Annotated in this window: 20 protein-coding genes; 12 read left to right on the forward strand and 8 right to left on the reverse strand. The window is 69.4% G+C overall.

Annotated elements, in window-relative coordinates:
* Nucleotides 1–44: 44 nt before the first annotated feature.
* The 5 genes from ABFT43_RS02010 to ABFT43_RS02030 form a co-directional block, all read right to left on the reverse strand.
* Nucleotides 45–1,559 carry a lipase family protein gene (locus tag ABFT43_RS02010; protein ID WP_347958731.1) on the reverse strand — a complete coding sequence of 505 codons (1,515 nt, stop codon included), beginning with the start codon at nucleotides 1,557–1,559 and terminating at the stop codon, nucleotides 45–47.
* A 100-nt stretch (nucleotides 1,560–1,659) separates the two neighbouring features.
* A complete protein-coding gene (locus tag ABFT43_RS02015; RefSeq protein WP_347958732.1) occupies nucleotides 1,660–2,343 on the reverse strand; it encodes a DUF305 domain-containing protein in 684 nt (227 codons plus the stop codon).
* Nucleotides 2,340–3,818 (reverse strand): LVIVD repeat-containing protein, encoded by a 1,479-nt coding sequence (locus ABFT43_RS02020; protein ID WP_347958733.1) that lies wholly within the window; start codon nucleotides 3,816–3,818, stop codon nucleotides 2,340–2,342. The genes ABFT43_RS02015 and ABFT43_RS02020 overlap by 4 nt, the downstream gene beginning before the upstream one ends.
* A 565-nt stretch (nucleotides 3,819–4,383) precedes the next feature.
* Nucleotides 4,384–5,670 carry an MFS transporter gene (locus tag ABFT43_RS02025; RefSeq protein ID WP_347958734.1) on the reverse strand — a complete coding sequence of 429 codons (1,287 nt, stop codon included), beginning with the start codon at nucleotides 5,668–5,670 and terminating at the stop codon, nucleotides 4,384–4,386.
* Between the two features lie 24 nt (nucleotides 5,671–5,694).
* The gene (locus tag ABFT43_RS02030) at nucleotides 5,695–6,591 is read right to left on the reverse strand and encodes an alpha/beta fold hydrolase (protein ID WP_347958735.1); all 897 of its coding nucleotides are present in this window, start codon (nucleotides 6,589–6,591) and stop codon (nucleotides 5,695–5,697) included.
* A gap of 117 nt (nucleotides 6,592–6,708) precedes the next feature.
* Between ABFT43_RS02030 and ABFT43_RS02035 the strand changes: the two genes are divergently transcribed.
* On the forward strand, nucleotides 6,709–7,401 hold the full coding sequence (locus ABFT43_RS02035) for an SDR family NAD(P)-dependent oxidoreductase (protein ID WP_347958736.1): 693 nt from the start codon (nucleotides 6,709–6,711) through the stop codon (nucleotides 7,399–7,401).
* A gap of 35 nt (nucleotides 7,402–7,436) precedes the next feature.
* Here the strand turns inward: ABFT43_RS02035 and ABFT43_RS02040 are convergent, their stop codons facing one another.
* Together ABFT43_RS02040 and ABFT43_RS02045 are read right to left on the reverse strand one after the other, a co-directional pair.
* A complete protein-coding gene (locus tag ABFT43_RS02040; RefSeq protein ID WP_347958737.1) occupies nucleotides 7,437–8,843 on the reverse strand; it encodes an amidohydrolase family protein in 1,407 nt (468 codons plus the stop codon).
* Nucleotides 8,840–10,093 (reverse strand): CoA transferase, encoded by a 1,254-nt coding sequence (locus ABFT43_RS02045; RefSeq protein ID WP_347958738.1) that lies wholly within the window; start codon nucleotides 10,091–10,093, stop codon nucleotides 8,840–8,842. The genes ABFT43_RS02040 and ABFT43_RS02045 overlap by 4 nt, the downstream gene beginning before the upstream one ends.
* 48 nt (nucleotides 10,094–10,141) lie before the next feature.
* On the opposite strand from ABFT43_RS02045, the gene ABFT43_RS02050 reads away from it, so the two are divergent.
* The 5 genes from ABFT43_RS02050 to ABFT43_RS02070 all read left to right on the forward strand — a co-directional run bounded on the left by ABFT43_RS02050 (nucleotide 10,142) and on the right by ABFT43_RS02070 (nucleotide 14,508).
* Nucleotides 10,142–11,212 carry an enoyl-CoA hydratase/isomerase family protein gene (locus tag ABFT43_RS02050; protein WP_347958739.1) on the forward strand — a complete coding sequence of 357 codons (1,071 nt, stop codon included), beginning with the start codon at nucleotides 10,142–10,144 and terminating at the stop codon, nucleotides 11,210–11,212.
* Nucleotides 11,213–11,366: 154 nt separating this feature from the next.
* Complete coding sequence (locus ABFT43_RS02055) at nucleotides 11,367–12,128, forward strand: crotonase/enoyl-CoA hydratase family protein (RefSeq protein ID WP_347958740.1); 762 nt, start codon at nucleotides 11,367–11,369, stop codon at nucleotides 12,126–12,128.
* A 44-nt stretch (nucleotides 12,129–12,172) separates the two neighbouring features.
* On the forward strand, nucleotides 12,173–12,943 hold the full coding sequence (locus ABFT43_RS02060; protein ID WP_347958741.1) for an SDR family NAD(P)-dependent oxidoreductase: 771 nt from the start codon (nucleotides 12,173–12,175) through the stop codon (nucleotides 12,941–12,943).
* A 105-nt stretch (nucleotides 12,944–13,048) separates the two neighbouring features.
* Nucleotides 13,049–14,056 carry an alpha/beta hydrolase gene (locus ABFT43_RS02065; protein ID WP_347958742.1) on the forward strand — a complete coding sequence of 336 codons (1,008 nt, stop codon included), beginning with the start codon at nucleotides 13,049–13,051 and terminating at the stop codon, nucleotides 14,054–14,056.
* Nucleotides 14,053–14,508: a MaoC/PaaZ C-terminal domain-containing protein gene (locus ABFT43_RS02070; protein ID WP_347958743.1), complete on the forward strand. Its 456-nt coding sequence runs from the start codon at nucleotides 14,053–14,055 to the stop codon at nucleotides 14,506–14,508. The genes ABFT43_RS02065 and ABFT43_RS02070 overlap by 4 nt, the downstream gene beginning before the upstream one ends.
* Before the next feature lie 98 nt (nucleotides 14,509–14,606).
* Here ABFT43_RS02070 and kstR read toward each other — a convergent pair whose 3' ends face one another.
* Complete coding sequence (kstR, locus tag ABFT43_RS02075; protein WP_347958744.1) at nucleotides 14,607–15,266, reverse strand: cholesterol catabolism transcriptional regulator KstR; 660 nt, start codon at nucleotides 15,264–15,266, stop codon at nucleotides 14,607–14,609.
* Between the two features lie 136 nt (nucleotides 15,267–15,402).
* Between kstR and ABFT43_RS02080 the strand changes: the two genes are divergently transcribed.
* The 6 genes from ABFT43_RS02080 (at nucleotide 15,403) to ABFT43_RS02105 (ending at nucleotide 22,695) form a co-directional block, all read left to right on the forward strand.
* Nucleotides 15,403–17,589 (forward strand): acyl-CoA dehydrogenase, encoded by a 2,187-nt coding sequence (locus ABFT43_RS02080; RefSeq protein WP_347958745.1) that lies wholly within the window; start codon nucleotides 15,403–15,405, stop codon nucleotides 17,587–17,589.
* 117 nt (nucleotides 17,590–17,706) lie between these two features.
* On the forward strand, nucleotides 17,707–18,816 hold the full coding sequence (locus ABFT43_RS02085; RefSeq protein ID WP_347958746.1) for an acyl-CoA dehydrogenase family protein: 1,110 nt from the start codon (nucleotides 17,707–17,709) through the stop codon (nucleotides 18,814–18,816).
* A 3-nt stretch (nucleotides 18,817–18,819) separates the two neighbouring features.
* Nucleotides 18,820–19,983, forward strand: a complete 1,164-nt coding sequence (locus ABFT43_RS02090; RefSeq protein WP_347958747.1) for an acyl-CoA dehydrogenase family protein — start codon at nucleotides 18,820–18,822, stop codon at nucleotides 19,981–19,983.
* Nucleotides 19,980–21,068: a bifunctional MaoC family dehydratase N-terminal/OB-fold nucleic acid binding domain-containing protein gene (locus tag ABFT43_RS02095; protein ID WP_347958748.1), complete on the forward strand. Its 1,089-nt coding sequence runs from the start codon at nucleotides 19,980–19,982 to the stop codon at nucleotides 21,066–21,068. The genes ABFT43_RS02090 and ABFT43_RS02095 overlap by 4 nt, the downstream gene beginning before the upstream one ends.
* Nucleotides 21,065–21,523 carry a MaoC family dehydratase gene (locus ABFT43_RS02100; protein ID WP_347958749.1) on the forward strand — a complete coding sequence of 153 codons (459 nt, stop codon included), beginning with the start codon at nucleotides 21,065–21,067 and terminating at the stop codon, nucleotides 21,521–21,523. Before ABFT43_RS02095 ends, ABFT43_RS02100 begins: the two co-directional genes overlap by 4 nt.
* Entirely contained in the window at nucleotides 21,523–22,695 is a 1,173-nt protein-coding gene (locus ABFT43_RS02105) for a lipid-transfer protein (RefSeq protein WP_347958750.1), read from the forward strand. The genes ABFT43_RS02100 and ABFT43_RS02105 overlap by 1 nt, the downstream gene beginning before the upstream one ends.
* The last annotated feature ends 58 nt before the right edge of the window (nucleotides 22,696–22,753 follow it).

A 22,753-nucleotide genomic window follows, 5' to 3' on the forward strand; every position in this document is an offset into this window, starting at 1 on the left:
GGCCTCCGGGGTGGGGAGGCCTTCGGGAGGACAGCTCTACGGCGTCAGGACGAAGCTTTCTTCAGCTTCGCGTCGATCCAATCGATGGTCTGCATGCCGAACAGGTCGGTCGTCCACCGGTAGGTGTTCGTGATCAGTTCGGTGTCATCACATTTCGCGGGTACATAGGTCACCTTGGTGCCCAGGTCGCGGTAGCGCTGCACCAGTTTGCGCATGTCGGCCGCCGGTGTCACGGACATGAACGAGCCGTCCTCGCCGCAGGAGGTGATGAGGGTCGGTGCCTGCGGCCCGTACTTGTCGGTGCCCATGATGTTGTCGGCGTACGCGTACTGGAAATCCTCGATCTCGGCGGGATTCCGGTTGCCCTTGAACAAGATCTCGAACCGCTCGAATCCGAAGACGAAGTAGCCGTACGTCTGGCACATCGTCTTCCACGCCGCGGCCTGCGCGCGGCCGAGTTCGTTGAGGTGCTTGTCGAGGTTCATCGACGGGTAGGACTCGTTGAGTCCGACGATGGTGGCGAATCCGAACGCCGACGCCATCGACCCGTTCGAGAAGTTCACGAACTGCTTCTGGTCGGCGTTGAAGTTCTGCAGGACCACCGCGCCGACGTTGAGTTCGGGGTAGTACCAGGGCTGGTACTCGGCCGCGTAACCCGCGCCGTTGCCACCACCGGCGACGCCGAAGAAACCGACCGGCTGCTTCGGATTCAGGCCGAGCGACTTGACCTGGTAAGCGGCGCGCAGGCCGTTGAGCAGGGCCATTCCGGCGACGCGGCCGGCGAAGACCTCGGACACCCCGTTCGGGCCGGGGTTGCCGCCGTTGCCGATGTCGGTGATGACGACGCCGTAGCCCTTGCCGAACATCTGGGCCAGCGGCCCGAGTGCCGACCAGGCCGACGCCTCGGAGAAGACGCCGCCGCTCCACTGGGTGGTCGGGTGGCAGCGGGCGCCGAGGCTGTCGTTGGCCTCCTGATATGCGATGAGCTTGCGTTCGCTGTTCTTGATCCCGTCGCGCGGGATCATGATCACACCGGTGCTGACGTTCTTCGACCCGTCGAGCCGCTCGGTCACGTACATGGTCATGTACGCGTCGATCGCTCCGGGCTTGGTGCCGGCGACGAACGTCGTCGCGAACTGCATCGGGAACTTCTGGACCTTCAGCAGCGTGCCGGGGGCTTCCTTGCCGGTCAGCTTCGGCTCCTTGTAGAAGTCCCGGTGGCCGAGCAGGCCGGTGAACTGTTCCCACGGGCTGGTGACGCTGCTGGTCGCGATCATCTTCTGGACCGACGGGTTGAGGATGGATTCCGGTCGCGGAGTGGTGACCAGATGCGCATCCGGGTCCGAGTTTGCGGCCTTCAGCTTCGCGACACTCGGCGTCGGCTGGCTCGCCACGCGGTCGAGCTTCGCCAATGTCCTTTGTTCGGACGACAATTCGGATGGTGCGGCATTCGCGGCCGTCGTGGTCGCGGACAGCCCGCCGGCGATCACGGTCGATGCGACCGCCACACAGGCGGACAGCCGGACGAGCGCACGCCCATACCCCACAGGTTTTCTCATCAAACCCCCCCAAGGCTTTTCTCGAGGGGGAACAATAACGCATGTTCTGTTAACTGTGGCAAATCGAGAGAGACGTCACAGGCGGTTATGTCTCACTTTTTCAGGTTGGCAACGGATCGGCCCCGCGCTCCTGCAGGAGCAGTGTCATCTGACCGATCTCATTCCCCTGATCACCGATCATGCTCAGCGCCAGCTGCTTCGTCGCCGGTCCCGACCGCGGGTCGTTGTATGTCGCCTGCGCCATCTCCAGGCCGGCCCGATGGTGTCGGATCATCAACTGCAGGAACAGCGTCTCCGCGTCGTCGCCGCGCAGTGCCGACAACCGGCCGATCTCCTCGGCGCTGGCCAGGCCCGGCATCGGCGCGGCGTTCGCCGGACCCGGACGCGGATGATGATGCGCCCGCGCGTCATCCGCTGTCATCCAGGCCATCGGGCTCTCCGACGTCTGCGGAATCCCGTAGAGCTGCAACCAACCTCGCATCGTCGCGCTCTCCGCGGTCTGCGCGAGGACGAGTTGGTCGGCGAGTCCGCGGATCGTCGGATCGATGTCGGGAGCGGCAAGGACGGTGCGCGCCATCAGGATCGCCTGATCGTGATGCATCGACATGTCCTGGGCGAAACCGATGTCGGTGACGCTCAGCGACCTCGACGTCGACGACCGCGCGTCGTCGTGGGCAAGCGGCCGCCACACCGAGCCCACGACCACCCCGATCGCCAGCAGCAGGACGGACAGCGAGATCAGTCCGGCGACCGGGGGCCAGGTGGGGCGTGGTGACGACGTCATCCGATGTACGAATCCTGGTCGGGCGGTGGCGTGTAGACGCGGTTGCTGAGTTCGAGGGCGTAGAACCCGCCGTCGCCACATGTGACGAAGATCTTGTTGCCGCGGAACTCCGGCGGCGAGAAGCACCAGTCGGTCGCCATGTCGCCGCCGACCACCATCCCCGCACGCGGACCGATCATCTCGTGCAGCTTTGCGCGTCCGTTGGCGAGTGACATGCCCAGGCTGAGGAACTCGATGGCCGGAACACCGATGATCGAGCCGAGGACGTGCGGGGAGTTCGGGCGCGTCAGGGCGGTGGCGCCCTTCTGGGCCGGCGGGTTGTAGTAGGCGATCTCGCGGATGTGATCCAGATCGCGGATGTCGAAGACCCGGATGCCGGACGACTCCCACGCGCACGCCAGTGCGGTCGGGTCGGTCTGCCGATCGACCGCGCAGTAATGCGGATTGCTGCCGAACACCGAACCGCCCATCGAGGAGCGGAAGTGGGTGTCGAGGTGCTCGGGCAGGTTGATCTCGAGCTTCAGCTGCGCGGCGAAGCGCGGGTTGTTCACTCGGCTGACGTCGAAGATCTTGACCCCACCGGAGCCGCCCTCGTCGGCGGTGATGATGTACGGGGTGCCGCCATGGGTGATCGGGATCGAGTGCTGGTTCAGTTGGCCGTCCTGCCAGTGGTACGCCGCGATGTGCGGAACCTGCGGATACGGGTCACGTCGCTGCACGGCGCTGATGTCGAGGATGGTGATCCCCAACATGTTCGACAGGTACATGCGGTTGCCGTCCGGCGAGATCCCGAAGCCGTGCCCGAGGAAGCTGTGCAGGCCCTGCCAGATCACCCGCGGGTTGCGCGGATCGGAGACGTCGATGGCGCTGAGATGCCCGGGCGCCACACCCGACGCCCAGTAGGTTCGGCCGTCGGGCGACCAGCCGCCCTCGTGCGAGGTGAACGGAATCGGGTGGGCGATCCCGCCGCCATGGGCGTTGAGCAGCTTGGGATGTTCGCAGTCGGAGATGTCGTAGACCGCGAAGTACCCCGCACCCCAGAGGAAGGGCACCCCCGTCGCCGCGAGGAGCTTGCGCTTCTTGTTGACCTTCAGGGTCTCCCACGTGCCGGCGCGCATCGCGGTGTCGGTGAGGGAGCCGACGATCCGCGGATTACGCGGATCCCTGGCCGAGATGACCTGGACTCCCGGTTGCGGCATGAAGTTGTTGCCGGGGAACAGGCTTCCGGTGTAACTGCAGTGCTCGAAGGACGCCGAGACGATGCCGCCCCCGCCACCGGTGACGTTCCCGAGCTCGGTCATGTTGCACCGGTAGCCCCGGGTGCTCCGCCCGGACAGTCGGTCCTCGGCGCTGACATCGCCCTGCAGGCCGGGTTCGGGCAGCGACCCGGGACCGCAGACGGCCTTCGGCACCGACGTCTCCGAGATATCGGTGAACCAGTGGTTGCCGGCGTTGGCGGGCGCCGTGACCAGCATCGTCGACACGAGTGTCGCGCCGGCGACCAGACAGGTGACCGCGCGCAGGCGGCGTCGTGGTGCTGTGGCACGGGATGCCCGTGCGTGCCGCGTCCTCCCCGAACTTCCCAATCGTTTCGGCGTCATCGCCCCTCCGATCGTGACGTGGTTCACGCTAGCGGGACCGTTGAGACGGTGGGGCCGGTTCGTCGAAACTCGCTGGTCATCGGAGTGCGACCCGATCATGTAGCTCGTTCGCCACGACCCGGCGTGGGCGGGGAACAGGCGTGGGCGGGGAACAGTAGCGCCGGGCGGCGCCTTTCGAGTCCACGAACGCACCGAGGGCCCTCCCCGGGTGGACGACACTCCGGAAGGAACCACCATCAGTCGGATCCACACAGACGCCGTCCTGATCGACACCGACGGCGAAGCACCCTCGACACCGCCGTGGACGAGTACGGCAGTGGACGAGTACGGCAGTGGACGAGTACGGCAGTGGCGCCCTGGGGGGCCTCGGCAGCATCGACGGGGCCGACCCGGCCCGATCACGCCGCCTCATCGACCTCCCGCCCCGCGCGACGGCCGGTCAGCCCTCGTGTCGGCCGGCTGGTTCGCGTTCGCGACTGCGCTTGTGCGCGAGGAAGGCCAGCAGCGCCGCGGCCAGGCATGCGGCCGCGCCCACCCCGAGCCCGACGCGGGCATCGGTAGCCTCGATGATCGCGCCCACCAGTGGACCGCCGATCGGGGTCGACCCCATGAACGCCACCGACCACAGCGCCATCACGCGGCCGCGCATGTGTGGCTCCGAATTGAGTTGCAGGGTGGCGTTGCCGGTCGACATGAACGTCACGCTGAGCCACCCGACGAGGAACAGCGCGCCGATCGCGGTGACGAGGTCGGGTGCGAGGGCCACCGCGGCGATGGTGATGCCGAAGCCGAGCGCGGCGAGGGTGAGCGGCCGCAGGCCGGTGGTTCCGCGCGCCGCGACGACGAGGCCGCCGACGACCGCGCCGACCCCCATCGCCGACGTCATGAAGCCGAGGGCCTGTGGGCCGCCGTCGAAAACGAAATCGGCTGCGGCGGTGAGGGTGACGGGGAAGTTGTAGGCGAGGGTGCCGACGAGGGCCATGGTGGCCAGCGGAATCCACAGCGACGGGTTCCCGCGCACGTGGCGGAGGCCCTCGCGGAGCTGCCCCCTCGCTCGCGGGACGGGGGTCTCCCGGGTGATCTCCCCGCCGTCGAGGACGAGCAGGGACGCCACGACGGCGATGAAGCTCAGGGCGTTGATGGCGAAACACCATCCCGCCCCGACGAGTGTGAGCAGGATGCCGGCCACCGCCGGGCCGACCGCTCGGGCGGCGTTGACCATCACCGAGTTCAGCGTGACCGCGTTGCGGATCAGCGACATGCCCACGATCTGGTGGATGAACGCCTGCCGCGCGGGTTGCTCGAAGGCGTGCCCGAGCCCGAGCAGCAGCGCCAGGATCGCGACGTGCCACACCTCGACGACACCGGTGACGGTGAGGACGGCGAGTATTGCGGCGAGCGATCCCATCATCGCCTGTAGCACGGTCAGCAGGCGGCGGCGGTCGACGCGGTCGGCGATGACGCCCGCATAGGGGCCGATGACCAGGACGGGCAGTGCCTGCAGGGCGACGATGACACCGAGCACCGAGGCCGAACCGCTCAGCGTCAGCACGAGCCAGGCCTGGGCGGTGGACTGCATCCAGGAGCCGGTCATCGACACGGCCATCCCGGTGTAGAAGATCCGGTAGTTGGGGATGCGCAGCGACGCGAAGACGGTCTGTTTCCGCTGCGCATCTTCGTTCGCCGTGACGACCTCGTTCGGCTCGGGTGCGGGGTCGTCGGTCATCGACGTCCATGCTAGTTGCTTCGTTCAACCGTCACCGGTGTGGGATCGCGCCGATCGCTCCCCGAGAACCTCGTCGATCACGTCCATCAGGGCCAGCGGTTCCTCGAGCATGATGTGGTGACCGGCGCCACGGAGTTCGACGACGCGGGCCGGATCATCGAGATGCGACGTGACCTGATCGACCATCGCCGGCGTCATCACACCGTGTTCGCCGTGGACAACGCTCAGCCGCACGTCGCGGGGCGGCCGGGGCGGGAGGTCGCGTAGTTCGTCGGCGAATCCGCGGTCGAACTTCCACCGCCAGCCGTCGTCGTCGCGCACCGCGGACTGTCGTGCGACGTGCGCGAGCGTGTATTCGAGGCTCGCGTGGTCGGGGACCAGGCGGAAGCGTTCGAGGGCGGCCTCGAGGGTCGGATAGGTCCTGTTTCCGCGCGGGATGCCGTTCTGCGGCTGGGTGCGCTGGATCTCGTCGAGGCCCGCGGCGTCGAGGATGCGGGAGTCGACCAGCATGAGGTCACGCACGAGGTCCGGGTGCGCGAGCGACGCGCGGATTCCGACCAGACCGCCGAGGCTGTGCCCGATCACGACGGCATCGGTGCCGGCGCCCGCGTCGGCGGCGACCGCGACCACCTCGTCGGCCCAGGTCGCGATGCTGTACGTGTCACGCCAGTCGCTGTCGCCGTGTCCGGAGAGATCGGGTGCGACGACCCGCCGGTGCTGCGCGTAGCGCGGCGCGATGTGGTCCCACCAACCGGAGTGGGCGGCGCCGCCGTGGATCAGGATCAGGCCCGGTGCTCCGCGTTCACCCCAGGTGCGGTAGGCGATCCGCGCGCCGTCGACGGTGATCGACGCGCGCTCGGGCGTGGTCTCGACGGCGGCCCTGAACCATTCCGGAACGTCCTCGGTGACGTTCGTGCCCATGGGCTTCTCCTTCATGCGCCGAGAGCCCCTGGCGGACCGTCGACTGCTGAGGTACATACGGTGAGATCAATATAGACATTTCGACAACTACTACATCGGGTGAGGATGGTCGCGGCGATGGCGCAGACGGTGATCGTGTCAGGTGGTACGGGCGGACTCGGTTCGGCGGTGACGAGGAAGCTGCTCGACGACGGCCGGCGGGTGGTGGTGCCGTGGGTCGTGGCGGCCGAGCTGTCGCGCCTGCCCGAATCCGATCGGCTGGTGACCATCGAGGCCGATCTGTTCGACGAGTCGTCGGTCGCCGAGGTCGTGGCGACCGCGGCCTCCGACCCGTCGGCCCCGGTGACCGCGGTGGTCAACCTGGTCGGCGGCTTCGCGATGGGCGAGCGCGTGCACGCCACCCCGATCGGCGAGTTCGAGCGGCTGCTACGGCTCAACCTGCGTCCGCTGTATCTGTTGTCGGCGGCGGCCATCCCGAAACTGATCGAGGCGGGCGGCGGTTCCGTGGTCGGGGTGTCGGCGAAGGCGGCGTTCACGCCGTTCTCCGGGGCGGCCGGCTACATCACGTCGAAAGCCGCTGTGTGGGCGTTCATCTCCGCGCTCGCCGCGGAGTACAAAGACGACGGCATCCGCGCCAACGCCATCCTGCCGTCGGTGATCGACACCCCGGGCAACCGCGAGAGCCTGCCCGATTCGTCCCGCAAGGGGTGGGTGTCGCCCGAGTCGATCGCCGAGACCGTCGCCTTCCTGGTCTCCGACGCCTCGGCCGCGGTGACCGGCGCACAGGTGCCGGTGCCCGGGGTCGGCTGAGGGCGGGCCCGCGGAGGGGTCGGTCCGCGGAGGGGTCAGTCCGCGCGCCGGTACACCGTGCGTCCGCCGATCACGGTGTGGCGCACGGCCTCCGAACCCCGCGCGAGCGCGTCGTGGAGCGCTCCATCGAGCAGGACGAGGTCGGCGGGGGCGCCGGCGTGGACCGTCCGCGGCGCGCCGCCGGGCTGCGCGAGCGGCGCGAGATAGCGCGCGAGAGCCGTTGTGCGGTCGATCCTTTCGTCCTCACCGATAATCCGGCCGTCCGGTGCGCGACGCGTTGCGGCGGCGTCGACCACCGCCCACGGGTCGACCGGGCCGTACGGGGCGTCACTCGACATCGCGAGCGGCACGTCATGGTCGACGAGGGAACGGCACCGGTAGAGGTCGGGGACGTCCGCGGCGTCGAGGCGGTCGAGGAAGTCGTCGCCGCGATCGGCGAGGAAGCCGGGTTGGGTCACGACCGTGAGACGCCGGCGGCGCAACTCACCGACGGTGTCCGCGGCGATGATCGCGCCGTGCTCGACGCGGTCGTCGGGGTGGGCGCCGACCTCGTCGAGGGCGGCGAGCAGCAGGATCAGCGACTCGCGGGTCACACTGTGCACGGCGACGCCGCGGCCGGCGTCGTGAGCGGTGCCGATGCGGTCGCACAGCACGTCGAAGTCGGGGAGGTCGGAGTCGGCCAGCACGATCTTGACCGGCCCGGCGCCCACCGTCGCCGGGAGATCCGCGGTCGGTGCGCCCAGGAGATGGAGACGTTGTGGGACAGCGCCTCTGGTGTGTGCCTCGACGAGGTCCCGCAGGGCGTCGGCGTCGAGGTCGGGAGTGGCATCGGTGACGCCGGTGATGCCGTGGCGCGCCAGGGACGTGCCGACCGACGACAGATCGGGCGGGGCGGCGCGCCCCAGTCGGTCACGAAGCCAGTCGTCGGCGCGCCATACGCGTCCGGTGGGCGCGCCCGACTCATCGCGTTCGACGCCGGGGTGATCCGCGGTGGCCAGCCCGACCCGCTCGGCGGCCGCGGAGTTGAGGAACCACACCGCGCCGCTGCGGTGTTGCAGGCGGACGGGACGGCGTGCATGGAGACGGTCGAGCCTGGTCGAATCCAGCAGACCGGCAACGGTTTCCACGTATCCGACGCCGCGGACCCAGCCGGCCTGGTCCGCCCCGGCGGCGTCGAGGGCGGCGGCGAGTCCGTCGGCGCTGGTCACCTGCGGCGGTCCGCACCGCACCGACCACGTCGAAGCGGCCAGCGCGTGCAGGTGGATGTGATGGTCGTGGAGTCCCGGGATGAGCGCGCCCCCTCGGCCGTGCACGACCTCGTCGACGCCGGTGGCCGGCAGGTGGACGCCGACGGCGGTGACCGCCGCATCGTCGACCCGCACGTCGACGACTCCCGTCGGCGGGCCGTAGGGGAGCGACACCCGCCGGAACAGGATGCTCATCGGGGGATTCCCAGGTCGGCGAGGACGGCGTCGGTGTCCCGGCCGGGAGGTGGTGCGGCGGCCATCGGTCTCCGGGGCCGCGGCGGAGCGAGTTCCACCGCGCCGGAATCGGTGTCGACGACCCATCGATCGCCGTCACGCCGGGCCGCCCGGGCCGGGCGGCCGTCGAGGGTCGCGGCGGCCGTGGCGCGCATGGAGATGTCCCACAGCACACCGGGGCCGCCGTGCTCCCGGGCGTCCGAGGTGCTCATGGCCGATGCCGCGGCGGTCAGACCGGCCAGGGGATCGGCGATCGCGTCGCCCACGAACACCGGTCCGCTGTCGTCGTGGGCCACGAGGCCCGCGGAGGCGGCGATGTCGTCGCCGAAACCGATCCGGTCCGAGTCACGTCCGGCGGCGGTGATCGAGATCCATGTACCGCCGGCTGCGACGAACTCCTCGCTGCGCAGGCCGAATCGGCGCAAGGCGCGGGGCCGCGACGACTCGATGACGATGTCCGCGGCGGCGACGAGCCGGTGGAGTGCGTCGCGCTCGGCGTCGACGGCCGGGTCGAGCACGACCGACTCGTGCCCGCCGTGGAGGAGACGATAGAAGTCCGGGTTTCCGCGGCGCGCACCGTCGGGACGTTGTGGCGTCTCGACTTTCACGATGCGGGCGCCGGCGAGACCGAGCAGGTGCGCGCAGAGCGGGCCGGCCCAGAGCGCGCTGAAGTCGACGACGAGCAGCCCGTCGACGGACCGCGGAATCGGGTCGGGCACCGATCTCGGACGAGTGGCGTCGGCGATCTCCTCACCCGCTGCGACGCCGCCGCCGGGGATACCCAGCAGTGTGGCGCGCTCGTCGAAATCGGCGCGGGTGTGGACGCGCAACCAGTCGGCGACGGCGGGCCACACCGTGCGGGCGTCCACCTCGCGTTCGACGAGTGCGCCGAGCAGCGCCGGATCGTCCGGGCGCGCGCAGCTGACGGCCACCCACCCGTCGACCGCCGGCAGCAGCCGCCCGGAACCGCCGGGGGTGACGTCGCCCCGGCGACGGTGGCCGGTGAGGGCCGCGCGTTCGGCGAGGAGCGCGGCCCCGTCGACGTCGACGGAACCCGCGCTCGCGGTGCGGATCCAGTCGGTGAGTTCTCGTGCCCGTGCGGCGGCGTGACCAGGCGGGATGATCGGCGGGCCGTCGGGTCGTCCGGTGAGATGCGGTATTCCGCTCTCGGCCCATGCGCGCACCGGGGCGCAGGACGCGTGGCTGGTCACGGCCGAAATGCTACCGTCCGCACGACAAAGCTCAGGAGGTTCATCGTCATGCACGTCCGACGCATCTCGATCGCCGATCTCGCCGCCGAGCCGCTCATCGGCGGCGGCGATCTGCTCGGTGTCGAAGCGGAGGTGACGCGTCCGATCACGCTGGTCGACCTCGATGTGCCGGTGCCGGTCGACGTGCTCGACCGCGCGGTGGCGCGGGCCCGGACGTCCGACGTCATCCTGGCCGGCGTGGCGAGTGGTCCGCTCGCCACGGAGTTGCATCATCTGGTAGAGGCACTGGACCTCACATTCGCGCCCGTCGCCGACCATCGTGCGGTGGTCGGGGCCGCAGACCTCGACACCGACCTCGACGCGCTGGTCCGGGGGTTCGTCGACGCGGGCGTTCGGTGTCCGCAGGCCTCGCTGGTGGCCGCACAGGTCGTCCGCACCGCGGCGCCACTCGAGCCGGTGGCCGCCATCGACGTCGAATCCCTCGGGTACTCCACGCTGCAGGGCGGTATCGAATACGGCCGGTGGCTCGAAGAACGCCGCGCACTGGGGCGGCCGCTACCGCCGGCCGCCGATGTCGACCCGGTGCTGCTCGAGCGCGACGGCACCACTCTGCACATCACCCTGAACCGGCCCGAACGACGGAACGCCTACGGCACCGCGCTGCGCGACGCCCTCGTCGAGGCGCTGCGGATCGCGGTTCTCGACGACTCGATCGAGCACGTCGTAATCGACGGTGCGGGCAGCTCGTTCTGCGCCGGCGGCGACCTCGACGAGTTCGGCCACATGCCGGATTCGACCACCGCGCATCTGATCCGCACCCGCGGGGGAGCGGGCCGCCTGGTGGCGACCCTCGCCGACCGGATCGAGGTCCGGCTGCACGGGCACTGCGTGGGCGCGGGGATCGAGATCCCGGCCTTCGCCGGGCGGATCGTCGCCGCACCCGACACCCGAATCCGCCTCCCCGAGGTGTCCATGGGACTCATCCCCGGTGCGGGTGGCACCGCGAGCGTGTCGCGACGGATCGGCCGGTGGCGGGCGCTGTACCTGTTCGTCACCGGCGCCGAGATCGGCGCGGAGCAGGCGCTGCGGTGGGGGCTCGTGGACGAGGTCGTTGGCTGAGCGTTCCGCGGAACTTATCTAACTCAGTTGTTTGATTTCTCCCTTTCGGCGCCCTTCTTCTGCTTACGATCCCCGGTGAGCTGAGGCCGTCGCGCCCGATGGTGCGCGGGTGCTCGCAGCGATTCGAACGAACTCGGTGAGGGGTCGACGACAATTGTCGGATGCAGTTCTCGTGGAGCGCCGTGGGCGCATCCTGGTGATCACGATCAACCGTCCGCAGGCGCGCAATGCGATCAACCACGAGGTGAGCCGGGCGCTCGCCGACGCGATGGACGAGCTCGACGACAGCCCGGACCTGTCGGTGGCGATCCTGACCGGCGCGGGCGGGAACTTCTGTGCGGGCATGGATCTCAAGGCCTTCGCCGCGGGCGAGCGGGTCGCCATCGACGGGCGCGGTCTCGGCTTCACGCAGAAGCCGCCGCGCAAACCGGTCATCGCCGCGGTCGAGGGTTTCGCGCTCGCCGGTGGCACCGAGCTCGTGCTCGCCACCGACCTCGTGGTGGCGTCGAGATCGGCGAGGTTCGGCATCCCCGAGGTCAAGCGCGGCCTGGTCGCCGGCGCAGGTGGCCTGCTGCGCCTGCCCCGGAAGATCCCGTACCAGAAGGCCCTCGAGCTCGCCCTGACCGGCGACAACTTCACCGCCGAGCAGGCCGCCGACTGGGGCTTCGTGAACGTGCTGACCGAGGAGGGCGGCGCGCTCGACGGCGCCCTCGAGCTCGCCGAGCGCATCACCCGCAACGGCCCGCTCGCCGTCGCGATCACCAGGCGGATCATCGCCGAGTCGGAATCGTGGGGCGAGGACGAGAAGTGGGACCGGCAGGCCGAACTGCTCGCCCCCGTCTTCACCTCCGAGGACGCGATCGAGGGTGCCAGGGCATTCGCCGAGAAGCGTGAGCCGCAATGGACCGGCCAATGAATCGACTTCCGCTGCGACCACACCGACCCAGCTGAGGAGAACACATGTCGTTCGAGGGAGAAGTCGCACTCGTCACCGGTGGCGCGGGTGGGCTCGGCGCCGCGACGGTCCGCCGCCTGCACGACGCCGGCGCGTCCGTGGTCATCGCCGACGTCGCCGACGAACCGGCCAAGCAGCTCGCCGACGAACTCGGGGAGCGAGCCATCCACGTCCGCACGGACGTGCTCGACGACGACTCGGTGGACGACGCGCTCGACCGGGCCGGGCAGCTCGGCGACCTGCGCTACGCGGTCATCGCGCACGGCGGTTTCGGCGTGGCGTCGAGGCTCGTCGACCGCGCCGGCTCGCCGCACCCGATGAAGGCTTTCGTCGACACGATCGGCCTGTACCTGACCGGCACCTACAACGTCCTGCGTCTCACGGCGGCGAGGCTCGCCGCGTCCGCGCCCAAGGCGAACGGCGAGCGCGGCGCCATCGTCATGACCAGTTCGATCGCCGGCTTCGAGGGCCAGATCGGCCAGACCGCATACGCGGCCGCGAAGGCGGGCGTCATGGGCCTCACCCTGTCGGGCGCCCGCGACCTCGGTTCGATCGCGGTCCGCCTCAACACCATCGCTCCCGGCACCATGCGCACACCGATCATGGAATCGATGGGAGAAGAGGCGCTCGCCAAGTTCGCGCAGGGGGTCCCGTACCCCAAGCGGCTCGGCTCGCCCGATGAATACGCTGCGCTCGCACAGCATCTGCTGGAGAACACCTACCTCAACGGTGAGATCGTCCGCCTCGACGGCGCGCAGCGGTTCCAGCCGCGCTGACGTTGGTCACGAACACCTAACGACGGCTCCTCTCGGCTTGGGGCGCCCGGTGAACCTCGGTTACCTTTGTTGCGTCTGAGAATATTGTTAACAAAGGGGCTGTTGGTGCGTTCGTGGTGGAAGAAGCGACTGGTCGTCGCCGCGTGTGCTGTCGCGGTGGCCGCAGCCGGAGCGCCCGCGGCATCGGCCGCGCCGGCTCCCGATCCGAAACTTGCCCGGATCGATACGGTCATCCATGATTCGGCACAGCAGACGACGCTGATCGTCTACTCGGGTGCCATGCGCAAGCTGATCCCGGTCAACGTCCTGCGTCCGCGGAACCAGAAGAAGCCGGCGCCGACGCTGTACCTGCTCAACGGGGCCGGGGGCGGTGAGGACACCGCCACCTGGGGTGCGAAGACGCAGTACGCGAAGTACTTCTCCGACAAGCACGTCAACGTGGTCACGCCCATCGGCGGCGCGTTCTCGTACTACACCGACTGGCAGCGCGACGATGCCGTCCTCGGCCGCAACAAGTGGCAGACGTTCCTCACCAAGGAGTTGCCGCCGTTGGTGAACAAGCAGTTCGCCACGACGGGCAAGAACGCCATCGCGGGAATCTCGATGGCCGGCACGTCGGTGTTGAACCTCGCGATCGCCGCGCCGCGGCTCTACAAGTCGGTCGCCGCCTACAGTGGCTGCGCCCGCACCAGTGATCCGTTGGGGCAGGCCTACATCCGGATGGTCGTCGCCGACCGTGGCGGCGGCAACCTCGACAACATGTGGGGCCCGGTCAACTCGTCGGGCTGGCGCGCAAACGACCCGTACCTCAACGCCGCCAAGCTGCGCGGCACGAAGGTCTACATGACCAGCGGCACCGGCCTTCCCGGCTGGTACGACCGGCTCGAGGCCCCGCTCGTCGCCGGCGACCCGGCGACGTTGGCCAACCAGGTCGTCATCGGCGGCATCATCGAGGCCGCGGTCAACGAGTGCACCAAGCAGATGGCACAACGCTTGCGCGCGTTGAAGATCCAGCACAAGGTGCTGCTGCGCCCGGACGGCACCCACTCGTGGGGCTACTGGGAGCGTGACCTCAAGACCACCTGGCCGATGATCGCAAAGGACCTGAGGTGACCGAGGGCGACCGACTCCGGGCCGAGGACCTCCATCCCGGTCAGGTGCTGGCGCTGGGGTCCCACAAGGTGACCGAGGACGAGATCGTCGAGTTCGCGGCCGCATGGGATCCGCAGGACTTCCACGTCGACAGGGAGCTCGCCGAGAAGCGTGCCTACGGCGGACTCATCGCCAGTGGCATCCACACCATGGCGATCTATCAGCGTCTCGCGGTCAACGGGGTGCTGCGCCGCCTGCCGGTCATCGCCGGCAAGCGCCTGGCGGACACGGTGTTCCTGCGTCCGGTGCGTCCGGGTGACACCCTCACCGGGAAGATGATCGTCGACGCCGTCGACTTCGACGACCGCGGTCGCGCGCTCATCACATCGACGGGCGAACTCGACAACGCCGAGGGCAAGGCGGTGTTCCGGACCGTCGTCGAGGCGTACGTGCAGGCCTCGCCGGCGGAGTAGCGAGCCGTCCCCAGGGGAGTGGCGGGCCTCGCCACTCTTGCTCGGCGGCCGTCTTGCTGGGCCCGGTCCTCCTGTCCGGCCGGGTCCTCCTGTCCGGCTCAGTCCTCCTGCTTGACGCGGTCCTTCAGCAGCAGGCGCACGGTGAGCTCGAGGCGGTTGGTCACGTCGGTGGCAGATGCGCGGCGGGTGAGCCACTGGACCAGATTCGACATCCATACGTCGGAGAGCACGCGAGCGATCGCGAGGTCTTCCTCGGTGGGATCGCCCTCGTCGACGATGGCGTTCGCCAGCAGCCGGTCGATGATGTTGGCGACCTGGTCGACCTCGGCGGTCGCCGACGCGTCGGCGAACATGAACGCGCGCGTCATCGCCTCGGTGAGCAGCGGGTCGCGCTGCATCGCGAAGGTGATCATGTCCAGCACGTGGCGGAGGCGGTCGATGGCGTTGTCGCCGCGCAGCTGGGAGCGGTCGACCTTGGACTCGACCCGCTCGAACTCGCGCGCGAGCGCGGTCACCAGCAGGTGGACCTTCGACGGGAAGTAGCGGTACAGCGTGCCGACCGCGACGTCGGCCTTGTCGGCGACGGTGCGCATCTGGACGGCGTCGTAGCCGCCTTTCGAGGCGAGGGCGAGGGTCGCGTCGAGGATGCGGCGCCGACGCTCGCGCTGCGCGGTGGAACCGGCTTCGGGCGACGAGGCCGGGGTCGGTGTCCCGGCGGGAGCGTCGACCGCGGCATTGCCTGGTGCAGAGCGGGCCATGTGCTTACGAACATCCTCACGTGATCGGCGACCGGGTAGGCGGGGAATCTCGGGTGGCTACCCGATCACCTCCACCCATGGCATATTAGAACAGGTTCTAATTATTCCTCACAACCTGACATGCAGGGGATCACTCGTGACAATCGCCACGTCTTCCGAGCAAATTGCCGTCTGCCACAGCATCGAGTCCTGGGCGCGCGCCGCGAAGGTGACCGAGCTGGTCCGCTCCGACATCGACAAGCCGCGCGACCAGTGGACGCAGCTGTTCGGCCGGCTGGCCGACCTCGGTGTGTTCGCGGCGGCGCTTCCGGAATCGGCGGGCGGACTCGGCGCGGGCTTCGTGGACGTGGCGGCGATGATCGAGCAATGCGGCGCCGAACTCGTGCCCGGCCCGATCGTCCCGACCGTCACCGCGGCGATCGCCCTGTCCGGCCTCGACGACCCGCGCGCGGGTGAGCTGCTGGAGCAGGTGATCACCGGGTCGACACCCGTCGTCACCCCGGCGGCGAGTCATACGCGCACCGTGGTCCCCGAGCTGTCGGACACCCTCGACCTCGGACTGGTCGGCGGATACGTCGACGGCGCCGCGCTGCTGCTGGCCCTCGACGTCCCGGGTGCGGACTCCCGCTGGTGGATCCTCCCGCCCGGAGCGGGACGCGCCGACGTCGCGCCGCAGGCCCCCCTCGACGGCACCACGTCGGTGTCGCGGGTTCGGTTGTCCGGGGTCACGTCCGAGGACCTGATCCCGCTGTCGGACGCCGCGCTCGTCGAGGGGCTGCTCTCGGCGGCGATGGCCGCCTACCAGAGCGGCGTCACCCGGTGGGCGCTCGACACCGCCGTCGAATACGCCAAGGTCCGAACGCAATTCGGTGCGCCGATCGGCTCCTTCCAGGCCATCAAGCACATCTGCGCCGAGATGCTCTGCCGCAGCGAGGAGGTCACGGCCGTGGCGTGGGACGTGGCCTGCGCCGTCGACGAGGTGCTGACCGCGAGGCCCGAGGAGCTCGACTCCGCGCGTGAGCAGCTCGCGCTCAGCAGGCTCGCCGCCGATGTCGTCGTCGCGTCGGCGCCGGTCGCCGCCGCGAAGGACTGTGTCCAGGTGCTCGGCGGCATCGGCTTCACCTTCGAACACGACGCGCACCTCTACCTGCGGTCCGCGCTGGCGGCACAGGCCGTGCTGGAGAACGGCACGGCCGCGGCCACCGCGCTCGCCGACCTCGGGTGCAGCGGCGCGCGGCGTCGGTTCGCGCTCGACCTCTCGCAAGTGGAGGACCGTCGTGACGAGGTCCGGGCCACCGTCGCCCGCATCGCCGAGACCGATCCCGCCGACCGCCGTCGGGTGCTCGCCGAGACCGGCTACCTCACGCCGCACTGGCCCGAGCCCTACGGGCTCGGCGCCGACGCCGCGCTGCAGCTGCTCATCGACACCGAACTCGACGCCGCCGGGATCGAGCGGCCCGACCTCGTCATCGGCGCCTGGGCGATCCCGACGATCCTGGCCCACGGCACCGACGAGCAGCGGCGGCGTTTCGTCGCCCCGACCCTGGCCGGCGAGATCGTCTGGTGCCAGCTGTTCAGCGAACCCGAGGCCGGCTCCGACCTCGCGTCCCTGCGGACCAGGGCGGAGCGGGTCGACGGAGGCTGGAAGCTGTCCGGCCAGAAGATCTGGACGTCGCAGGCGCACAACGCGCAGTGGGCGATCTGCCTGGCCCGCACCAACCCCGAGGCGCCCAAGAACAAGGGCATCACCTACTTCCTCGTCGACATGTCCTCGCCCGGCATCGACATCCGGCCGCTGCGCGAACTGACCGGTCGTGCCAACTTCAACGAGGTCTTCCTCGACGGCGTCTTCGTCCCCGACGACTGCGTGGTCGGCGAGGTCGACGGCGGCTGGCGACTGGCGCGCACCACCCTCGCCAACGAGCGCGTCGCCATGGGTGGCTCCGGTCTCGGCAAGGAGATGGAGTCCCTCCTGCGTCAGGTGAAGGGACTGGGCCGGGAACTCACCCCCGACGAGCGTGCGGCGCTCGGCAGGCAGTTCGCCGACGCCCACGTCGGGCGGGTGCTCGATGCCCGGGCGGCCACCCGGCAGCTGGCCGGTCTCGACCCCGGCGCGCTGTCGAGCGTCCGCAAGCTCATCGGGGTCGGGCACCGCCAGTCGGTGCCCGACCTGGCCCTCCGCCTGCTCGGCGCGCAGGGTCTCGCACTCACCGACGCCGGCGACGCCGTGCTGCAGAACCGGTGCCTGTCCATCGCGGGCGGCACCACCCAGATCCTCAAGACCGCGGCGGCTGAACGGATTCTCGGTTTGCCTCGCGGCTGACGGCCAGTTCTGGGCGAAAAGCGCAGATGAACCGCGATCTCTACCCCATGTCGGGTGGACTCTGATACAACTAGAACAAGTTCTAGTTCTGTTGCCCGCACATGGAGGAGACGCAGGGTGGACTTTGCCCTGGACGCTACGGCGATCGCGGTGCGCGACGTCGCCGACGAGGTGTTCGCACGCCGACAACCCGACTGGGAGTCGACCTTCGGCAAACGTGGTCGCAACGACCGGCCGGGCAGTGATCGGCCGGGTGGGTTCGACACCGAGACCTGGCAGGCTCTCGTCGACGCCGGCCTGCTGGTGCTCCCGTTGCCGGCGTCGGCCGACGGCGACGAGGTCGACGAGGCCGGTCTGCTGCCGCTGTTGCGCCGGATGGGACGCGCCGCGGCGGTGACCCCGGCCCTGGGTACCCTCACCGCCGCGCTCGTCCTGGCGAAGGCCGAGTCCGGGGTGTGGGACAGGTGGGGCGAGTCGATCGTCGGCGGCCGCTGGGCCGCCGTCGCACTCGGTGAGCACGGTGACGCCCTGACCGCGACACCGCAGACAGGCGTCCGCGGTGGACGCCTCAACGGCACCAAGGTCGGTGTGCTGCACGCCGAAGGTGCGTCGGTCCTGCTCGTCACCACCGATGCGGGCGTCGTCGCGGTCCGGCCGGACGCCGACGGCGTCACCCTCACCCGCACCCCGACCTCGAGCGGCTGGGGCGAGTACACGGTCACCTTCGACGACGTCGCCGTCGACGACGCCGACATCATCGGCCGCGACCTCGCCGGCCTGCGTGACCGTTTCCGCCTGGCCCTCTGCGCCTACGGAGACGGCCTGATCGCCGGCGCCACCCGCCTGACCGCCGATCACGTGTCCACGCGTGAGCAGTTCGGCAAGCCGATCGCGTTGTTCCAGGCGGTCGGCCAGCAACTCGCCGACATCTACGTCGTCGGCCGCTCGATGGAGCTGGCCACCACGGCGGCGGCCTGGCGGCTCTCCGAAGGGCTCGACGCCGCAACGGATCTCGGCATCGCCGCGTACTGGCTGGCCGAGGAGATCCCGCCGACGCTGCGCACGATGACCCACCTTCACGGCGGCATCGGCGTCGACATCACCTACCCGCTGCACCGCTACTTCTCCATCGCCAAGGACCTCGCCCGCCTGGTCGGTGGGTCGACGGTGCGACTCGACGAACTCGCCGACACCACCGATGGTGCTGCCTCGGCCGGACAGGGGTGAGAGATGTTCATCGACCTGACACCAGAACAGCGCAGGCTGCGTGCCGAACTCCGCGAGTACTTCGCCGACCTCGTCAGTCCCGAGGAGGCGGAGACCATGCTCACCGAGCGGCACGGGCCCACCTATCGCAAGATCATCAAGCGCATGGGCGACGACGGCTGGCTCGGGGTGGGCTGGCCGAAGGAGTTCGGCGGCAAGGGTTTCGGTGAGATCGAACAGCAGATCTTCACCAACGAGGCGGTCCGTGCCGACGTCCCCCTGCCGTCGGTGACCCTGCAGACCGTCGGCCCGACGCTGCAGGTCCACGGCACGGAGGAGCAGAAGCGGAGGTTCCTGCCCGCGATCCTCGCCGGCGACGTCCACTTCGCCATCGGCTACACCGAGCCGTCGGCGGGCACCGACCTCGCGTCGCTGACCACCACCGCGGTACGCGACGGCGACCACTACATCGTCAACGGACAGAAGATCTTCACCACCGGCGGCCACGACGCCGACTACATCTGGCTCGCCGTGCGCACGGACAAGGACGCGCCGAAGCACAAGGGCATCTCGATCCTCATCGTCGACACCAGGGATCCAGGGTTCAGCTGGACCCCGATCATCACGGCCGACGGCGCCCACCATGTGAACGCGACCTACTACAACGACGTCAAGGTCCCGGTGTCGATGCGCGTGGGCGAGGAGGGCGACGGTTGGAAGCTGATCACCACCCAGCTCAACCACGAGCGGGTCATGCTCGGCCCCGCCGGACGCATCGAGGGCCTCGCCGCACGACTCCGGGAATGGGCGCAACGACCCGGGCCGGATGGCACCGTCATCGCCAAGCATCCCGACGTGCGGCGTGCGCTGGCCACCATCGACGCCTACGGCCGTATCAACGAACTGCTCAACTGGCAGGTCGCATCCACCGGTGAGGCAATTTCGATGGCCGACGCCGCAGCGACCAAGGTGTTCTCCACCGAGCGCATCCAGACGGTGTGTCGCATGGCCAACGAGATCATCGGCCGCTACGGCGATTTCACCGACCCGGAGACCGCGGCCCTGGTCGACTGGCTCGACGTCCAGCAGAAGCGGCACGTCGTGATCACCTTCGGCGGCGGGGTCAACGAGGTCATGCGCGACATGATCGCCACCGCCGGACTCGGACTGCCGAGGGCCAAGCGATGAGTACGACGCAGGAGAGGGACGAGGTGACCACGGCCGACGGTGTCAGCGGCGACGAGGCGATCCGGGCTGCGGCACAGAAGATCATGGACGGCGGTCCCAGTGCGCCGGTCCGCGGCCGGGATCCCATCAACCAGCCGATGATCAACAACTGGGTCGAGGCGATGGGCGACAGCAATCCCATCTACGTCGACGAGGCCGCGGCGCGCGCCGCCGGACACCCCGGGATCGTCGCCCCACCGGCGATGGCCCAGGTGTGGACGATGCGCGGGCTCAACGGTGTTCGCACCGCGGACGATCCGCTCGGCCGCGCGTCACAGCTCTTCGACGAGGCCGGGTTCACCTCCGTCGTCGCGACCAACTGCGACACCGTCTATCACCGCTACACGCGACCGGGCGAGGAGGTGTCGCTGTCCGCCGAGCTCGTCGAGGTCGTCGGCCCCAAGAACACCGCGTTGGGCGAGGGCTGGTTCTTCACCACCCGCAACGTCTGGTCGGTGGTCGGAGAAGACGGTGCAGACGAGGTGGTTGCCGAGATGCGGTTCCGCATCCTCAAGTTCCGGCCGCCGGCCGCGAACACCGCCTCCGAGGAGACTGCCGCCCGGCAGGCGTCGGTGGTTCCCGACGATCTCGACCCGGCTCGGATGCTCAAGCCGAGCGTCTCGCGGGACACCGCATTCTTCTGGGAGGGCGTCAAGGCCCACGAGTTGCGCATCCAGCGCGACGGCGAGGGCGCCCTGCGCCACCCGCCGGTCCCGGCGACGTGGAAGCCGCGCCGGCCCGACGGCACGGTCCCTGAGACCGATTACGTCGTCGCGGCCGGAACCGGGACGGTATACAGCTACGTCGTCCACCGGGCACCCAAGGTGCCCGGGCGGCAGCTGCCGTTCGTCGTGGCCCTCGTCGAACTCGACGAGGGCGTGCGGATGCTCGGCGAGCTGCGCGGCGTCGAACCGGAGGAGGTGTCGATCGGCATGCCGGTGCGGGTCACGTTCCTCGATTTCCCCGCGGACGAGGACGCGGGCACGGAGGCATGGACGCTCTACGCATGGGAGCCGGCCGGATCGAGCGAGGGGACGGACCGATGACCGGTATCGCCGCAACACCGATCTCGGTCGGGACCACGTTGCCGCCGTTGACGATCGAGGCCACGCCGACCTTCGTCGTGGCCACCGCGCTGGCCACCCGCGATTTCCAGGACGTCCACCACGATCGCGATCTCGCCCAGGCGAAGGGGTCCAAGGACATCTTCGTCAACATCCTGACCGACACCGGGTTGGTCGAACGGTTCGTCACCGACTGGGCCGGCCCGAACGCCCGAATCCGCTCGATCGCGCTCAAGCTCGGCGTGCCCTGGTACGCCTACGACACGGTCACGTTCGCCGGCGAGGTCACCGAGGTCGCCGACGACGGGCTCGTCACCGTCGCGGTCACCGGCACCAATTCGCTGGGCAAGCACGTCATCTCGACCGTCACCCTCACCATCGGCGACGGCGCCCACGATTCGACAGAACAACATTCGGCAGAAGGGAAGGGACGCTGATGGGCACGCTGTCGGGACAGGCGGCGATCGTCGGCATCGGCGCCACCGAGTTCTCCAAGGACTCCGGACGCAGCGAACTGCGACTTGCCGCAGAGGCGGTGCAGGCGGCCATCGCCGACGCGGGCCTCACGCCGGCCGACGTCGACGGGCTGGTCACCTTCACCATGGACACCAACAGCGAGATCTCGGTCGCGCGTGCCGTCGGCATCCCGGAACTGACCTATTTCTCGCGCATCCACTACGGCGGCGGCGCCGCCTGCGCGACCGTGCAGCAGGCCGCGATGGCCGTCGCGACCGGTGTGGCCGACGTGGTGGTCGCCTATCGCGCCTTCAACGAGCGGTCCGGACTGCGCTTCGGGCAGGTGAATTCGGCGGTGGCCAACCAGGAGAACTCGTCGGGTACCGAGAACGCCTTCAGCTATCCGCACGGACTGTCGACGCCGGCGGCGTTCGTCGCGATGATCGCGCAGCGGTACATGTACGATTACGGCGCCACCAGCGAGGATTTCGGCCGGATCGCCGTTGTCGATCGCAAGCATGCGGCGAACAACCCCGATGCGTTCTTCTACGGCAAGCCGATCACCCTCGAGGACCACCAGAACTCGCGCTACATCGCCGAACCGCTGCATCTGCTCGACTGCTGTCAGGAGTCCGACGGCGGCGTGGCGCTGGTGATCACCTCGGCCGAACGCGCCAGGGAACTGCCACACAAGCCCGCCGTGATCGCCGCGGCGGCGGCGGGTTCGGCGGCGGACCAGTACATCATGACCAGCTACTACCGCGAGGACTTGGCGGCGCTGCCCGAGATGGGGCTCGTCGGTCGCCAGTTGTGGTCGCAGTCCGGCCTCGGACCCGACGACATGGACATGGCCATCCTCTACGACCACTTCACTCCGTACACCCTCATCCAACTCGAGGAACTAGGCTTCTGCGGTCGCGGAGAGGCCAAGGACTTCGTGCGCGAGCCGGGAGCCCTGGAAGTGGGCGGGCGGCTCCCGCTGAACACCCACGGCGGACAGCTCGGTGAGGCCTACATCCACGGGATGAACGGCATCGCCGAGGCGGTCCGCCAGATCCGCGGTACCTCGGTCAACCAGGTCGACGACGCCGAGAAGATCGTCGTCACCGCCGGAACCGGTGTCCCGACAAGCGGACTGGTGCTCACCGCATGAGCACGCCCACCCGCCCCGTCCCGATCGAACACAGTCAGCCACATCCGTCCACGAACAC

The organism is Gordonia aurantiaca (assembly GCF_039939235.1).
Taxonomy (GTDB): Bacteria; Actinomycetota; Actinomycetes; order Mycobacteriales; family Mycobacteriaceae; genus Gordonia.

What these genes read in the sequence shown, in the direction of transcription:
- ABFT43_RS02010 (WP_347958731.1), bottom strand. Translation starts at nt 1,559, where the DNA reads ATGAGAAAACCTGTGGGGTATGGGCGTGCGCTCGTCCGGCTGTCCGCC.
- ABFT43_RS02015 (WP_347958732.1), bottom strand. Translation starts at nt 2,343, where the DNA reads ATGACGTCGTCACCACGCCCCACCTGGCCCCCGGTCGCCGGACTGATC.
- ABFT43_RS02020 (WP_347958733.1), bottom strand. Translation starts at nt 3,818, where the DNA reads ATGCTGGTCACGGCGCCCGCCAACGCCGGCAACCACTGGTTCACCGAT.
- ABFT43_RS02025 (WP_347958734.1), bottom strand. Translation starts at nt 5,670, where the DNA reads ATGACCGACGACCCCGCACCCGAGCCGAACGAGGTCGTCACGGCGAAC.
- ABFT43_RS02030 (WP_347958735.1), bottom strand. Translation starts at nt 6,591, where the DNA reads ATGGGCACGAACGTCACCGAGGACGTTCCGGAATGGTTCAGGGCCGCC.
- ABFT43_RS02035 (WP_347958736.1), top strand. Translation starts at nt 6,709, where the DNA reads ATGGCGCAGACGGTGATCGTGTCAGGTGGTACGGGCGGACTCGGTTCG.
- ABFT43_RS02040 (WP_347958737.1), bottom strand. Translation starts at nt 8,843, where the DNA reads ATGAGCATCCTGTTCCGGCGGGTGTCGCTCCCCTACGGCCCGCCGACG.
- ABFT43_RS02050 (WP_347958739.1), top strand. Translation starts at nt 10,142, where the DNA reads ATGCACGTCCGACGCATCTCGATCGCCGATCTCGCCGCCGAGCCGCTC.
- ABFT43_RS02060 (WP_347958741.1), top strand. Translation starts at nt 12,173, where the DNA reads ATGTCGTTCGAGGGAGAAGTCGCACTCGTCACCGGTGGCGCGGGTGGG.
- kstR (WP_347958744.1), bottom strand. Translation starts at nt 15,266, where the DNA reads ATGGCCCGCTCTGCACCAGGCAATGCCGCGGTCGACGCTCCCGCCGGG.
- ABFT43_RS02090 (WP_347958747.1), top strand. Translation starts at nt 18,820, where the DNA reads ATGTTCATCGACCTGACACCAGAACAGCGCAGGCTGCGTGCCGAACTC.
- ABFT43_RS02095 (WP_347958748.1), top strand. Translation starts at nt 19,980, where the DNA reads ATGAGTACGACGCAGGAGAGGGACGAGGTGACCACGGCCGACGGTGTC.
- ABFT43_RS02100 (WP_347958749.1), top strand. Translation starts at nt 21,065, where the DNA reads ATGACCGGTATCGCCGCAACACCGATCTCGGTCGGGACCACGTTGCCG.
- ABFT43_RS02105 (WP_347958750.1), top strand. Translation starts at nt 21,523, where the DNA reads ATGGGCACGCTGTCGGGACAGGCGGCGATCGTCGGCATCGGCGCCACC.